Origin of the sequence: Duganella sp. CF517 (genome assembly GCF_900110275.1) — a bacterium.
Classification (GTDB): Bacteria; Pseudomonadota; Gammaproteobacteria; order Burkholderiales; family Burkholderiaceae_D; genus Rugamonas.
This window is the reverse complement of sequence record NZ_FODC01000001.1, coordinates 1,241,775-1,256,593: the sequence shown is the minus strand read 5'-3', so window position 1 is coordinate 1,256,593 and position 14,819 is coordinate 1,241,775. Positions and strand designations below refer to the sequence as shown.

Below are 14,819 nucleotides of genomic sequence, written 5' to 3'. Positions count from 1 at the left end.
AAATGAGTAAACAATTTGACGTAGTAGTCATCGGCGCCGGTCCCGGCGGTTATATCGCCGCCATCCGCGCCGCACAACTGGGTTTCTCCGTTGCTTGCGTCGACGCATGGGAAAATGAAAAAGGCGGCCCGGCGCCGGGCGGCACCTGCACCAACGTCGGTTGCATCCCGTCGAAAGCGCTGCTGCAATCGTCCGAGCACTTCGAGCACGCCGGCCACGCGTTCAAGGACCACGGCATCGATGTCGCCGGCCTGTCGCTGAACCTGCCGCAAATGCTCAAGCGCAAAGACCAGGTCGTCAAGCAGAACAACGACGGCATCCTGTTCCTGTTCAAGAAAAACAAGGTCACCTTCTTCCACGGCCGCGCCTCGTTCGCCGGTGCCGCCAGCGCCGAAGGCTACCCGCTGACGATCTCGGCGCCCGCCAACGAGACCATCAACGCCAAGCAAGTCATCATCGCCACCGGTTCCAACGCGCGTGAACTGCCGGGCGCACCGTTCGACGAGCAACTGATCCTGTCGAACACCGGCGCGCTGGCGATCCAGGGCGTACCCGCCAAGCTGGGCGTCATCGGCGCCGGCGTCATCGGCCTGGAAATGGGCTCCGTATGGCGCCGCCTGGGTGCGGAAGTGACCGTGCTCGAAGGCCTGCCAGTGTTCCTCGGCGCGGTCGACGAGCAGATCGCCAAGGAAGCCGGCAAGCTGTTCGCCAAGCAAGGCCTGTCGATCAACCTCGGTTGCAAGATCGGCGCGATCACCAAGGGCGACAACAATGTCACCGTGGTGTACGAGAACGCCAAGGGCGAGTCGATCACGTCCGTGTTCGACAAGCTGATCGTGTCGATCGGCCGCACCCCGAATACCGACGGCCTGGCCGCCGACAAGGTCGGCCTGTCGCTGGACGAGCGCGGCTTCGTGGCGGTCGATGGCGATTGCAAAACCAATCTGCCGGGCGTGTGGGCGATCGGCGACGTGGTGCGCGGCCCGATGCTGGCGCACAAGGCGGAAGAAGAGGGCGTTGCCGTTGCCGAGCGCATGGCCGGCCAGCATGGCCACACCAACTTCAACACCATTCCTTGGGTTATCTACACCTCGCCGGAAATCGCGTGGGTCGGCCAGACCGAGCAGCAACTGAAGGCGTCGGGCGTCGCTTACAAGGCCGGCACCTTCCCGTTCCTGGCCAATGGCCGCGCGCGCGCGCTGGGCGACACCTCGGGCATGGTCAAGTTCCTGGCCGATGCGACCACCGACGAAATCCTCGGCGTTCACATCATCGGACCGATGGCCTCCGAGCTGATCTCGGAAGCGGTCGTGGCGATGGAGTTCAAGGCTTCGGCCGAAGACATCGCGCGCATCTGCCACGCCCACCCGTCGTTGTCGGAAGCGACCAAAGAGGCAGCGCTGGCTATCGACAAGCGCACGCTGAACTTCTAAGACGGTCGCATCAAACCGCGCGCGGCTTCGTTGCGGCTCCTCGCCGTACAGGCGTACTGCCTTCGTCGCCGCGCCTCGCCGCACACGGTTTGAAGCAACCTTCGAGTCCAACAGGCGGACTGCGGGCGGACTGCGGTCCGCCCGTTTTTGTTTGCGCCGCCCACATAGAATCGAACACATGAACGTCGAAGAGTTTTATCAGCAAGCGCTGGAACAGCGCAATTTCAAGGCCGACGCGGCACAGCGCCGCGCCGTCGACCGTCTGCAGCTATGCTACGACGAATGGGTCGCGTACAAGGGCCAGCGCTCGAGCACGTTCAAGCGCCTGATCAACCGTCCCGACGTGCCCAAGGGCGTCTACATGTGGGGCGGGGTGGGGCGCGGCAAGTCGTTCCTGATGGACAGCTTCTATTCGGTGGTGCCGCTGGTGCGCAAGACGCGCCTGCACTTCCACGAGTTCATGCGCGGCGTGCACCGCCAGCTCGACGAGCTGACCGGCGTCGCCAATCCGCTCGACGAGGTGGCCAAGCGCATCGCCAAGAAATACCGTTTGATCTGCTTCGACGAATTCCACATCTCCGACGTGGCCGACGCCATGATCATGTACAACCTGCTGAAGGCGCTGTTCGACAACGGCGTGTCCTTCATCATGACGTCGAACTACGATCCGAAGCTGCTGTACCCGGACGGGCTGCACCGCGACCGCATCCTGCCGACCATCGAGCTGCTGTACGAGAAGCTCGACGTGATGAACATCGACGCCGGCATCGACTATCGCGGCCGCGCGCTCGAGCAGGTCGATTCCTACTACACGCCGATCAACGCCGAGACCGACCAGAAGTTGCGCGACGCCTACACCAGCATCGCCGAGACGGCCGACGAGGACCCGGTGGTGCGCATCGAGGCGCGCGAGATCCGCGCGTTGCGCCGCGCCGGTTCCATCATCTGGTTCGACTTCCACACCCTGTGCGGCGGGCCGCGCTCGCAGAACGACTATCTGGAAATCGCCAGCCGCTTCCATACCGTGATATTGTCCGGGATTCCGATGATGTCGGCGTCGATGTCGTCGGAGGCGCGCCGCTTCACGTGGCTGATCGATGTGTTTTACGACCAGGGCGTAAAGTTGTTGATGTCGGCCGAGGTCGAGCCGGAGGAGTTGTACACCACCGGCACCTTGGCCAACGAATTTCACCGCACGGTGTCGCGCATTGTCGAGATGCAGTCGCGCGAATACATGGATAAGGAACAGCGGGCAGCGGCCGGTTCGCTGGCCTGATGGCACAGGAAAGAATATGAGAGCAAGTTTGAAACCGTTGGGCGACATGATCGCCGTCGCCGTGCTGGCCGCAGTGGCCGCCGTGGCGGCGCCGGCCGTCGCGCAGGAGGCGACGTCGGTGGCGCCGCCGTCGCATTCGGTCGAGGAGGCCGACGCCACCTTGGCCAAGGTGGCCACGGAGCGTGCCGCCGTCAACGCCGAGTACGCATCCCGCGAGGCGGTGTGCAACGACAAATTCTTCGTCAACAATTGTCTCGACCAGGCCAAGGAGCAGCGCCGCGCCGCGTTGGCCAACCTGCGCGTGCTGGAAGTGGAAGCCGAGCATTTCAAGCGCGCCGATTCGGTGGCGCGCCGCGATGCCGAGCTGGCCGAGCGCGTGCGCAAGGACCAGGAGGAGCTGGCCCGGCGCGAAGCGTTGCCGCCCAAGCCGGTCAGGGATGTCGACAGCAAGCCGGAACCGGCGCCGCCGAAAGGCCGTCGCGTGGCCGAGCGCGAAGCCGACCATGCCGCCAAAATGAAACGCGAGGCGGCCGCGACGGCGGCGGCCGCCGACAAGCGCGCCGCCAACGTGGCCCGCTTCGAGCAAAAGAAAATCGACGCCGAGCGTCGTCAGGCCGAAGTCGCCAAGCGGGTGGCGGAGACCGAACGCAAGGTGTCGGCCAAGGTCGCGGCCGAGAAGAAGAAGGCGGCTGCGGCGGCGGCGGCGGCAGCGGCCGCCGCGAAAAAACAGCAGTAAGCCGGCGCCGCCGCGGCGCGCCGGTGTCTCAGCGGGCGGCGGGCGGGGCGGGCGCGACGAACTTGATGATCGCCATCGTGCAATTGTCGCCCTTGCCCTGCGCGCGCTCGGCGGCCTTGCCGATCAAGCGCTCGGCCGCCCGGCGCGGCGTGTTGCGCGCCACCGCGGCCGCCAGTTCCTGGTCGGCGAAACACTGCCACAGCCCATCCGAGCAGAGCAAAAATGCGTCGCCCGGCGCCAGCCCCTCATGCGTTTCCAGCGTGACGAACGGCGCCTTGAAGCTGTTCCCCAGAACATTGCTGAGCAGCCTGGAACCGCGGTGCTTCCTGGCCGCCTCCAGCGGCACCTTGTCGTCTTGCACCAGGTGCGCGATATACGCGCTGTCGTTGCTGCGCCCGACGCTGGTCTCGCCGCTGAAGCGGTAGACGCGCGCTTCGCCAGCGTGCGCCCAGACCGCCTGACCGGCCGGGGTCAGCACCAGCAGCGCCAGCGCGCAGTGCGGTTGCGCGCTGGCGGCGATCGGATTCATCTTGATGACTTGATGGGCCTCCAGCACTATCGCGGCGAGCAACTCCTTCAGCCGGGGGAGGCTGGGCACGTCGCCGACGCGGAACTGATCGAACAAGTGTTTGCTCGTTAGCAGCGCCTGGTCAGAGCCGACGGGACTGTTGTTGCCGTCGGCCAGCACCGCCAGCACATAGCCGGGCGCGCTCGGCGACGTCAGCAGGGCGACGCGGTCGTTTTGCTGTGGCCGGTTGCCGATGTGCTGGGCCGTGCCGGCTTCTATTTTATAAGCGCTCATATGGTTGACACTGTATCCTGAACGGCGGGCGAGCGGCGATATCGATCATTCTGTTGGCGGCGGAGCCGCCGTAGATTAAACTATGCACCGTGTCGCAGTTTGTTTGCAATATGCGTGTTGTTTCGGTGAAACTTTGTGTGGGTAGAGACCTAGAAATATGACTGATGTACAAGATATCCAGCGTCGTCTCATCGAACTCGACGTCGAACACCGCGATCTGGACGCGGTGATCGACATGCTCACCCTGGACGGACACCACGATCAGCTGCAACTGCGCCGCCTGAAAAAGCGCAAGTTGCAGTTGAAAGACCATATCACGCTGCTGAAAATGCAACTGGTGCCGGACGTGCCGGCGTAATGTCCGGCTTCCGCGCGCGCCTCAACTAAGTATATTTTGACCGAACACCTTCCAACGCCCGCCGACGCCACGCCCGCCGTAGTCGGGGCGACCCCAGACCTGCCCCCCGGTAAATACGATTCCGAGGTCGAGCGACTGTTCGGCGCCGGAGGACCGTTGGGTCCGGCTGTCGGCGATTTCAAGCCGCGCCGCTCGCAGACGGAAATGGCCAAGGCGGTCGCCGCCGCGATCGCCAGCCAGACCACCTTGATCGCCGAAGCCGGCACGGGCACGGGCAAGACGTTCGCCTACTTGGTGCCGGCCTTGCTGTGGGGCGGCAAGACGATCGTCTCGACCGGGACCAAAAACTTGCAGGACCAGCTGTTCCTGCGCGATATTCCGACTGTGCGCGCCGCCTTGCAGGCGCCGGTGTCGGTCGCGCTGCTCAAGGGCCGCTCGAACTACGTCTGCCATTACCACCTGGAACGCACGTTGCAGAACGGCCGCATGACCTCGCGCGACGACGTCGGCCACCTGCGCGAGATTTCGCGTTTCCTGAAAATGACCAGTTCCGGCGACAAGGCCGAGCTGGCGCGCGTGCCGGAAAACGCGCTGATCTGGAACCTGGTGACCTCGACCCGCGACAATTGCATGGGCGCCGAGTGCCAGTATTACCAGGATTGCTTCGTCATGAAGGCGCGCAAGGAAGCGCAGCAGGCCGACGTGGTCGTCGTCAACCACCACCTGTTCTTCGCCGACGTCGCCCTCAAGGATTCGGGCATCGCCGAGCTGCTGCCGTCGGCCAACACCATCATCTTCGATGAGGCGCACCAACTGCCGGACACTGCCACCTTGTTCTTCGGCGATACCTTTTCGACGTCGCAAATCCTCGAACTGTGCCGCGACGTGCTGGCCGAAGGCTTGTCGAACGCGCGCGACGGCGCCGATTGGGGCAAGGTCGTCACGGTGGTGGAGAAGGCCGCGCGCGACCTCAGGTTGACATTCCCGCAAGATATCGTGCGCCTGTCCTTGCCGCAAATCGCGCCGTCGAGCGACTTTTTTCCGGCCTTGCAGACCTTGAAGGACGAGCTGGACGGCATGCTGGCCGTGCTCGAAACCCAGGCGGCCCGCGCCGAGACGTTGGAACAGTGCCGCCAGCGCGGCATCGAACTGGCGCAAAAATTGTCGTCCTGGAAATTCGATCCGAAGGCGCGCGTCGAAAAAGGCGAGGAGGCGGTGTTCTGGGTCGAAGCCTACGCGTCGTCGTTGCAGCTGCATAAAACGCCTTTGTCGATCGCGCCGATCTTCAACGGCCAGCGCGAAGGCGTGCCGCGCAGCTGGATTTTCACGTCGGCGACGTTGGCGGTGAAGAATGATTTCAGCCATTTTTCCGAACAAATGGGACTGACGGACGAACCGTCGAAGACGTGGCCGAGCCCGTTTAATTACGAACAGCAAGGCCTTTTATATGTCCCGCAAGGTTTGCCGGACCCCAATTCCATCGGCTATACCGACGCGGTGCTCGACCTGGCGCTGCCGGTGATCGAGGCGGCCGGCGGAAAAACTTTTCTTTTGTGCACGACTTTGCGCGCCGTGAAGCGCGCCGCCGAGCGCCTGCGCGACGAGTTCGAGAAGCGCGGCCTGCCGTATCCGCTGTTTATCCAGGGCGACCGGGGCCGCACCGAGCTGCTCGACCAGTTCCGCAAGGCGGGAAATGGCGTGCTGATCGGTAGCCAGAGTTTCTGGGAAGGCGTCGACGTGCGCGGCGACGCCCTGTCCTTGGTGATTATCGACAAGCTGCCGTTCGCGCCGCCGGACGATCCGGTGCTCGCCGCGCGCATCGAGGTCATGGAAAAGCAGGGCAAAAACGGCTTCATGCACCACACCTTGCCGGAAGCGATCATCAACCTGAAGCAGGGCGCCGGCCGCCTGATCCGCGATGAAGGCGATCGCGGCGTGTTGATGTTGTGCGATCCGCGCGTCATTTCCAAGCCCTACGGCAAGCGGATCTGGCAGAGCCTGCCTTCGTTCAAGCGCACCCGCGAGCAGGCCGACGCGGTCGCTTTCTTCCAAAACAAGAATACCGAACAGTAACTTTCGGTATTTTTTCTCTTGCCCCATGCGGGCGATCACAGCGATTTTCGTCGGGCGGATTACCGCAGAGCGCGTAATCGGCCGGGAGCCGTCGCGGCTCGCGGCCGATGACGCGCCGCCCGCTCATCCGCGCTAGCGCGTCCCGATGCCTTGATTTTTCCTGAAATCATGCCAGATATTGGTGTGTTCTAACCAATTTCTGGCTTTTCTCGCCTGCGCGGCGACCGCTCGCCGCTTGAGCCAAAGCCATCCGACCGCCCGCTTGACCTAAGCCTTGCATATCGCACCCGTTTGCGTTGGCGCAAAGTGGCCGATGAGCGGATTGTTAGAGTTGGTTAAGCGCTGTTCCCCTAAGGAGCAGGATCGGAGGAGGCCATGACTATCCGCCACGGCTGTTTTTTCAGCTATGCACACGGCCAGCATGCATACATGAGCAAGTTCAAGAACGATTTGATCGATGCTCTGAAATGTTATCTGGAACCCCACTTCGACAACGAGAACGAATTGTTTGTCGACAGTGAGCAACTCGGCGGAGGCGACGACCTGGACGAGAAGATTGCCAGGGCGATGTGTGAAAGCGTTTGCATGATTGTGATTTACACACCGAAGTATGAAGCCCATGCCTACACCCGGCGTGAGTTTGCGGCAATGCAACTAATTGAAGACGAGCGCAAGAAATGGTACACGCTGCCCAGTCACTTGATTATCCCGGTCATCATGACCCAGCACCCGTTGAGCTTGCCGCCGCAGATTTCGGGTCCCGGCATGTACGTCGATTTCTCGCGGTACACGTTGGCGAGCGGGGACTTGAAAACCAACCCCGAGTTTTTGCCGGACATAAAAAAGATAGTCCTGCGGATCGCCCAGCATTACCACTACCTGAAACAGTGCACGCCGCCCGGGCATGACTGTGGTCGTTTCGTCATGCCGGACATTCCGCCCGAATGGCGCGCCGTCCCCCCTCCCCACTTCCCTCGTTAAAGGTTTGTTATGGAAACCACATCATTGTCTTTGCCACCGCTCACAGCCAACGGCGAAGTGGTTACTTTCTATTCTTACAAGGGCGGCACGGGGCGCACGATGGCCCTGTCCAATCTGGCCGTGTTGCTTGCAAGACAGCAAAACGCCACCACCCCGGTATTGATGATCGATTGGGACATGGAAGCGCCCGGCCTGCATCACTACTTCGAGCACGGCGAGGAGCGACCCGGCGTGCTGGAGTTTTTCGAAGCGTGCCGCGAGCAACTGCACCGGCGCCGCAAAGGCGCCGACGTGCTCGACGACGAGGAGCTCGCGCACGAAGTGCTGGCCGCGGTCGGATGGGAACAATACGTCAGCCGGGTCGACCAGAGCAGCCAGTTGTATCTGATGCGCGCCGGCCGTTTCGACGAAAGCTATGGCGAGCGGCTGGCGGCGCTGCACTGGGACGCGTTGTTCGACAGCTGCCCGGCGCTGTTCCGTTGCTTCGCCGACAAGCTGGCGCGCCACTTCCGGTACGTGCTGGTCGATTCGCGCACCGGCCGCACCGATACCGCCGGCATTTGCACGACCTTGCTGCCGCGCAAACTGGTGGTGGTGTTCACGCCCAACCGCCAGAGCCTGGAGGGGGTGCAGGCGCTGGTCACCCGCGCCACCGCCTACCGGCGCAGCCACGAGGACGAGCAGCGGCCGCTGGTGGTCTACCCGCTGCCGTCGCGCATCGAAATGGGCGACAGCACGCAGCGCTCGCAATGGCGGCGCGGCGACCCGCAGCATCATATCGTCGGTTACCAGCCGATCTTCGAGCGCCTCCTGTGCGAGTGCTACGGCATGCAGCACCTGTCGCTGGACAGTTATTTCGACGAAGTCCAGCTGCAACAGACCCGTACGTTCGCCTACGGCGAGCAGTTGGCGGTGCGGATGGACCAGGGCGGCGACCGTTTTTCGCTGACGCGCACCTTCGAGGCCTTCCTCGACTGGCTCGGTCCCGGCTATTTCCCGTGGCAGTCGAGCCGCGAGATCCACCTGCTGTCGGCCATCGAGGAGGCGCGCCAGGCGTTGGGGGAGGGCGGCGCGCGCGCCTTGTCGCAGCCGCTCGCGCGCGACCTCAACCTGTTGGGCGAGCTGTATCGCCGCGAAGGCAAGCTGCGCCAGGCGCTGGCCTGTTTCGAGGAAAGCCTGGGGCTGCGGCAGCGCGGCATGGGCGACGACCATGCCGATACGCTGATTAGTAAAAGCAACCTGGCCGGCGTGCTGCGCCAGCAGGGGCGGCTCGACGAGGCGCAGTTCCTGGAGGAGTGCATCGTCGAGGCCCGCGAGCGCTTGCTGGGGGCCGAGCACCTCGACACGCTGGCCGCGCGCGCCAATCTGGCGGCCACCCTGGCCGAGCAGGGCAAGGGCGCCGAGGCACTGGGCATCCAGGACTGCGTGCTGGACGCCTACCTGCGCATGCTCGGCTCGGAACATCTGCTGACCCTCTCCTGCAAGGCGGCGCGCGCCGACCTGCTGTTCCAGCGGGGCGACCTCGACCAGGCGCGGCGCGAGCAGGAGCAGGTGCTGGCCAAGCGCAAGCGCCTGCTCGGCGCCGAGCACGCCGACACCTTGCGCAGCAAGACCGCGCTGGCCTGTACTTTATTGGCGCAAAACGAGCATGACGAGGCGAGGGTGCTGTTCGACAAGGTGCTGCAGGCGCAGCTGCGCCGGCTGGGGCCGGACCACGCGGACACCCGCAGGACCCTGGAACTGCTCGCGCACGTGCAGCCGGACTTCTACGGCGCGGCGCCGGGCGCGCCGGCGGGGGCGCGGGACGGCTACGCGCCGGTGCGCGAACTGCACCAGGACGCGGCGATGGACGACTACGACGACGCGCTGGGGCTGGCGCCCAATCCGCGCGTGGCCATGTCGGTCACCAATCCGCGCCCGCGCGCCAGCGACGACCTGCTGACGCTCGACGAGCAGCTCGCCAGCGGCCGGCCGGCGTCGCGCTAGCGTAAATTTATCTGGTTGCGAACCGGTCCGGGTGCGCAGTCCGGGCGTTGCTTCAGGTAAAATCTCTGCATGAGAATCCTGATCAGTAATGACGACGGTTACCTTGCGCCGGGCATCAACGCCCTGGCCGCCGCGCTGGCGCCGATCGCCGACATCGTCGTCGTGGCGCCGGACAGCAACCGCTCCGGCTCGTCCAATTCGCTGTCGCTGGACCGGCCGCTGTCGGTGCAGCGGGCCGCCAACGGTTTCTATTTCGTCAACGGCACGCCGACCGATTGCGTGCACGTGGCGCTCACCGGCGTGCTCGACTACCGGCCCGACCTGGTCGTCTCCGGCATCAACAACGGCCCCAACATGGGCGACGACACGCTGTATTCGGGCACCGTGGCGGCCGCCACCGAGGCCTACCTGTTCGGTATTCCCGCCATCGCCTTTTCCCAGGGCGCGTTCGGCTGGGAGCACATCGACGACGCCGCCCGTCACGCGCGCGACATCGTCGAGCGCTATTATGAAGCGCTGCCGCGTCCGTACCTTCTCAACGTCAACATCCCCAACCTGCCGTATGCGCAGCTGACCCAGGTGGCCGCCACCCGGCTGGGCAAGCGCCACCAGTCGGAACCGGTGATCCGCTCGCAGGACCCGCGCGGCCGGGAAATTTTCTGGATCGGTCCGCCCGGCGCGACCAGGGACGCCGGCGAGGGCACCGACTTTTTTGCCTGCGCCAACGGCCGCACGTCGATCACGCCGCTGCAGGTCGATCTGACCCATAAAACGCAACTCGCGGCACTGGAAAAGGGCCTGGCATGAGCGACAAACCCCGGACCTTTCCGCTGCCGCTGTCGTCGGTAGTGGACAAGGGCGCCAAGAAGACCACCCTGTTCGCGCCGGTGGCCACGCCGCAGACGGCGACCCAGAACGCGGCGCGCCACGTGCCGCCGCAGCACGGTTATCCGGGGCCGCGTCCGGTGGCGGTGCCGTCCAAGGCCCACAGCTACGCGATGGAGCGGGCCCAGCCGGCGGTGGCGCCGGCGCCGCGCCAGAACCCGCTCGTGTCGGACGCGGTGCGCCGCGCCATGGTGCAGCGGGTGGCCAAGCAGGGCGTCAAGGACAACGTCGTGCTCGGCGCGCTGGAAAGCGTGCCGCGCCACATGTTCATGGAGGAGGCGCTGGCCTCGCAGGCCTATATCGACGCCTCGCTGCCGATCGGCCACCAGCAGACCATTTCCCAGCCATATATCGTGGCCCGCATGATCGAGGTGATGCGCAACGGCGGCCAGCTCAAGCGGGTGCTCGAGATCGGCACCGGCTGCGGCTACCAGGCGGCGGTGTTGTCAAGAGTGGCGCAAGAGGTTTATTCTATCGAGCGCATCAAGCCTCTGCATGAGCTCGCAAAGCACAACCTGCGGCCTCTGCGTGTGCCGAATCTACGGTTGCATTACGGAGATGGTATGCTTGGCCTGCCGCAAGCGGCGCCGTTCGATGGCATTATCCTGGCCGCGGCCGGTTTGGAGGTGCCGCGGGCATTGCTCGAACAGCTCGCCATCGGTGGCCGGCTGGTGGCGCCGGTCGGCGCCCGCGCGCAGCGTCTGGAACTGATTACACGCATCGGCAAGAAGGAATGGACCAGCGAAACGCTGGAAGATTGCCATTTCGTCCCGTTGCGTCCGGGCACGGTGTGATCGTTCACCGGTCCGCCTACGCATCAAACTGAAATTTAAGATGAGAATGACAACTAAAAGTAATGTGCTCGTACTGAGCCTGGCGCTCGCTTTGCTGAGCGCCTGCGGCACCACCCCGAACCAGGCCCCGGTGATCGACCGTCCGGTGTCGACCCCGCCAGTGAAATCCGCCACGCCGAGCGAAACGGCGCAAGTGTCGCGCGACGAGCGCGGCCTGTATACGGTCAAAAAGGGCGATACCTTGATCCGCATCGCGCTCGAATACGGTCAGAATTACCGCGATCTGGTGGCCTGGAACAATCTGGCCAACCCGAACGACATCAAGGTCGACCAGGTGCTGCGCGTGCTGCCGCCGGACGCCGCCGGCAACGGCAGCGGCGTGGAGACGGCCGCCGTGGCCATGCCGCCGAGCGACAAGACGCCGCCGCCGGCGCCGGTGGTCAAGAAGACCGGTCCGAAAGGCGAAAAGCGTCCGTACACCGACGCTGCGCTGGCCGAGCTGCAACGCGCCGACAATGGCAAGGACGTCGCCGCCAACGGCGCGGCGTCCCCGGCACCGGCCCCGGCCGCCGCCGCGGCGCCGGCGGTCCGTCCGCCGGCCGCGCCGGCGGCCCCGGCGGCCGGGTCGGCCGCCGCCGACGACGAGAAACTGAGCTGGATGTGGCCGTCCGAAGGCAAGGTCATCGCCACCTTCGACGAGGGCAAGAACAAGGGCGTCGACATCGCCGGCAAAGCTGGCCAGCACGTCGTGGCGGCGGGGGCCGGAAAAGTCATGTATGCCGGTAGCGGCATCCGTGGTTATGGTAATCTCGTTATTGTGAAGCACAGTAATAGCTTGTTGTCGGCCTACGCCCATAACCGCAGCATCGTGGTCAAGGAAGGCCAGACCGTGACCAAGGGACAAATGATTGCCGAGATGGGCGATTCGGACGCCGACTCCGTCAAGCTGCACTTCGAAATACGGCAGCAGGGCAAACCGGTGGACCCGTCCAAATTCCTGCCTAACCGCTAGCTGAGCCATGAAACCTACGCCGCACGACCCAATGGATGACGACTCGGCCCCGGAAGATTTCCAGGACGAGTCCAGCGATGATGAAGTCATCGACGCCATGGACGGTGCGGAGGGGGCGGACGGCGAGCGCGACGGCGCGCGCCTGCCCGAGGCGCCGGCGGTGCTCGAGGTCGACGAACTGAAAAAGGTGCTGGCGGCCGAACTGTCGACCGACACCACCCAGCACTACCTGAACCAGATCGGCACCCGGCCGCTGTTGACGGCGCCGCAGGAGGTGCACTACGCCACCCTGGCCAAGGCCGGCGACTTCAGCGCCCGCCAGACCATGATCGAGCACAACCTGCGCCTGGTGGTGTCCATCGCCAAGCACTACATCAACCGTGGCGTGGTGCTGCTCGACATGATCGAAGAGGGCAACATCGGCCTGATGCGCGCCATCGACAAGTTCGAGCCCGAGCGCGGCTTCCGCTTCTCGACCTACGCCACTTGGTGGATCCGCCAGAGCATCGAGCGCGCCATCATGAACCAGGCCCGCACGGTGCGCCTGCCGGTGCACATGGTGCGCGAACTGAATCAAATCCTGCGCGGCAAATACCATCTGGAAGCGCAGCACCACAACGGCAAGGACGCCACCGCCGAGGACATCGCCGAGCTGGTCGGCCGCCCGGTGGAGGAGGTGCAGGACATCCTGGCGCTGTCCGAGCACGCCACCTCGCTCGACGCCCCGCTCGACAACGATCCGCAATCGTCGCTGATGGACATGCTGCCCGGCGACAGCGAGGACAGTCCCGACGCCCGCGCCGAGCACCACGAAATGACGGTGCTGATGCGCGACTGGCTCACCAAGCTGCCCGACAAGCAGCGCATCGTCATCATGCGCCGCTTCGGCCTCGACAATGACGATCCCGCCACCCTGGAAACCCTGGCCGAGGAGATGGGCGTGACCCGCGAGCGCGTGCGCCAGATCCAGCAGGAAGCGCTGGTCAAACTCAAACGGGCCATGGCCGCGCGCGGCGTGGTGCGCGATTCGCTGCTGTAGCCCCTTCCCATTCTGCTATCATATCGGCCCCGGCACGAACCGCGGCCCGTGGCCCGCTCGTGCGACCGGCGCCGGCCATTCTTTCTCTAAAATTAAATTTTATGCAAGATATTATCCTCGACATCAAATCGCTCGACATGGACGCCCGTGGCGTCGGCCATTTGCAGAATGAAGACGGCTCGCAGGGCAAGGTGGTGTTTGTCGAGGGCGCTTTGCCGGGCGAAAAGGTCAGTTTCTACACGTTTAAAAAGAAGAAGAATTGGGAAATGGCGCGCATGACCGCGCTGCACCGCGAATCGCCGATGCGGGTCGCGCCCAAGTGCAAGCATTTCGACTACTGCGGCGGCTGCTCGATGCAGCATCTGGAGCCGACCGCGCAGGTGGCCATCAAGCAGCGCGTGCTGGAGGACAACCTGCGCCACATCGGCAAGGTCAGGCCGCTGACGGTGATGCGGCCGATGTACGGGCCGACCTGGGGCTACCGCTACCGCGCCCGGCTGTCGGTGCGCCACGTGGCCAAGAAGGGCACGGTGCTGGTCGGCTTCCACGAAAAGAAATCGGTGTTCGTCGCCGACATCGACAGCTGCGAGATCCTGCCGCGCCACGTGTCCGACCTGCTGCTGCCGCTGCGCGCGCTGATCGGCTCGCTGTCCCTGTACGACCAGGTGCCGCAGATCGAAGTGGCGATCGGCGAGGGTGTCACCGCGCTGGTGCTGCGCATCATGGCGCCGCTGACCGGCGACGACGAAGCCAAGTTGAAAGCCTTCGCCGACCTGCACGCTATCCAGTTCTGGTTGCAGACCAAGGGGCCGGAGACGGCCGCGCCGTTCTATCCGCTGGACCACGACCTGCATTACCTGCTGCCGGAATTCGGCATCAAGATGCCGTTCAAGCCGGTCGATTTCACGCAGGTCAACCACTACATCAACCGCGTGCTGGTGGGCAAGGCGCTGCGCCTGCTGGAAGTGCGTCCGCAAGACCGCGTCGCCGACCTGTTCTGCGGCCTGGGCAACTTCACCCTGCCGCTGGCGACGCAGGCGCGCGAGGTGGTCGGCATCGAGGGCAGCACCACCTTGTCGGAGCGGGCGCTGGACAACGCCAAGGCCAACGGGCTGTCGGACAAGACCACGTTCTACACGCGCAACCTGTTCGAGGTGACGGCCGACGATTTAATCGCGCTCGGCAAGTTCGACCGCATGCTGATCGACCCGCCGCGCGACGGCGCCATGGCGCTGAGCGAGGCGCTGGTGGCGTTGAGCCAGGCCCGCGCGGACCTGCTGCCCAAGCGCATCGTCTATGTGTCGTGCAGCCCGTCGACCCTGGCGCGCGACGCCGGCATCCTGGTCAACGCCGGCTATGTGCTCGACAAGGCCGGCGTGGTCAACATGTTCCCGCACACGTCGCACGTGGAGTCGATGGCGGTGTTCAACCTCGGCTAAGCGCG

Annotated in this window: 13 protein-coding genes; 12 read left to right on the top strand and 1 reads right to left on the bottom strand. The window is 64.6% G+C overall.

What is annotated here, in order from left to right; translation table 11 throughout:
* The first annotated feature begins 2 nt into the window (after positions 1–2).
* The 3 genes from lpdA (at position 3) to BMX85_RS05390 (ending at position 3,445) form a co-directional block, all read left to right on the top strand.
* Positions 3–1,433, top strand: a complete 1,431-nt coding sequence (gene lpdA, locus BMX85_RS05400; protein ID WP_090314606.1) for a dihydrolipoyl dehydrogenase — start codon at positions 3–5, stop codon at positions 1,431–1,433.
* A gap of 178 nt (positions 1,434–1,611) precedes the next feature.
* On the top strand, positions 1,612–2,709 hold the full coding sequence (zapE, locus tag BMX85_RS05395) for a cell division protein ZapE (RefSeq protein WP_090314605.1): 1,098 nt from the start codon (positions 1,612–1,614) through the stop codon (positions 2,707–2,709).
* Positions 2,710–2,725: 16 nt separating this feature from the next.
* On the top strand, positions 2,726–3,445 hold the full coding sequence (locus BMX85_RS05390) for a hypothetical protein (RefSeq protein ID WP_090314604.1): 720 nt from the start codon (positions 2,726–2,728) through the stop codon (positions 3,443–3,445).
* 28 nt (positions 3,446–3,473) lie between these two features.
* Here BMX85_RS05390 and BMX85_RS05385 read toward each other — a convergent pair whose 3' ends face one another.
* Positions 3,474–4,247, bottom strand: a complete 774-nt coding sequence (locus BMX85_RS05385; RefSeq protein WP_090314603.1) for a PP2C family protein-serine/threonine phosphatase — start codon at positions 4,245–4,247, stop codon at positions 3,474–3,476.
* 157 nt (positions 4,248–4,404) lie between these two features.
* On the opposite strand from BMX85_RS05385, the gene BMX85_RS05380 reads away from it, so the two are divergent.
* The 9 genes from BMX85_RS05380 to rlmD all read left to right on the top strand — a co-directional run bounded on the left by BMX85_RS05380 (position 4,405) and on the right by rlmD (position 14,814).
* Positions 4,405–4,605, top strand: coding sequence for a YdcH family protein (locus tag BMX85_RS05380; protein WP_008450659.1), 201 nt, complete (start codon positions 4,405–4,407; stop codon positions 4,603–4,605).
* A 36-nt stretch (positions 4,606–4,641) separates the two neighbouring features.
* Positions 4,642–6,678 carry a DNA repair helicase YoaA gene (locus BMX85_RS05375; protein WP_090314602.1) on the top strand — a complete coding sequence of 679 codons (2,037 nt, stop codon included), beginning with the start codon at positions 4,642–4,644 and terminating at the stop codon, positions 6,676–6,678.
* 375 nt (positions 6,679–7,053) lie between these two features.
* Positions 7,054–7,659 (top strand): toll/interleukin-1 receptor domain-containing protein, encoded by a 606-nt coding sequence (locus BMX85_RS05370; RefSeq protein ID WP_090314601.1) that lies wholly within the window; start codon positions 7,054–7,056, stop codon positions 7,657–7,659.
* A 99-nt stretch (positions 7,660–7,758) separates the two neighbouring features.
* Entirely contained in the window at positions 7,759–9,645 is a 1,887-nt protein-coding gene (locus BMX85_RS05365) for a tetratricopeptide repeat protein (RefSeq protein ID WP_229210284.1), read from the top strand.
* A gap of 69 nt (positions 9,646–9,714) precedes the next feature.
* The gene (gene surE, locus BMX85_RS05360) at positions 9,715–10,452 is read left to right on the top strand and encodes a 5'/3'-nucleotidase SurE (protein ID WP_090314599.1); all 738 of its coding nucleotides are present in this window, start codon (positions 9,715–9,717) and stop codon (positions 10,450–10,452) included.
* A complete protein-coding gene (locus BMX85_RS05355; RefSeq protein WP_090314598.1) occupies positions 10,449–11,324 on the top strand; it encodes a protein-L-isoaspartate(D-aspartate) O-methyltransferase in 876 nt (291 codons plus the stop codon). The genes surE and BMX85_RS05355 overlap by 4 nt, the downstream gene beginning before the upstream one ends.
* 46 nt (positions 11,325–11,370) lie before the next feature.
* A complete protein-coding gene (locus BMX85_RS05350) occupies positions 11,371–12,336 on the top strand; it encodes a peptidoglycan DD-metalloendopeptidase family protein (protein WP_090314597.1) in 966 nt (321 codons plus the stop codon).
* 7 nt (positions 12,337–12,343) lie between these two features.
* Positions 12,344–13,375 (top strand): RNA polymerase sigma factor RpoS, encoded by a 1,032-nt coding sequence (gene rpoS / locus BMX85_RS05345; RefSeq protein WP_090314596.1) that lies wholly within the window; start codon positions 12,344–12,346, stop codon positions 13,373–13,375.
* A gap of 101 nt (positions 13,376–13,476) precedes the next feature.
* Positions 13,477–14,814, top strand: coding sequence for a 23S rRNA (uracil(1939)-C(5))-methyltransferase RlmD (gene rlmD, locus BMX85_RS05340; protein ID WP_090314595.1), 1,338 nt, complete (start codon positions 13,477–13,479; stop codon positions 14,812–14,814).
* The last annotated feature ends 5 nt before the right edge of the window (positions 14,815–14,819 follow it).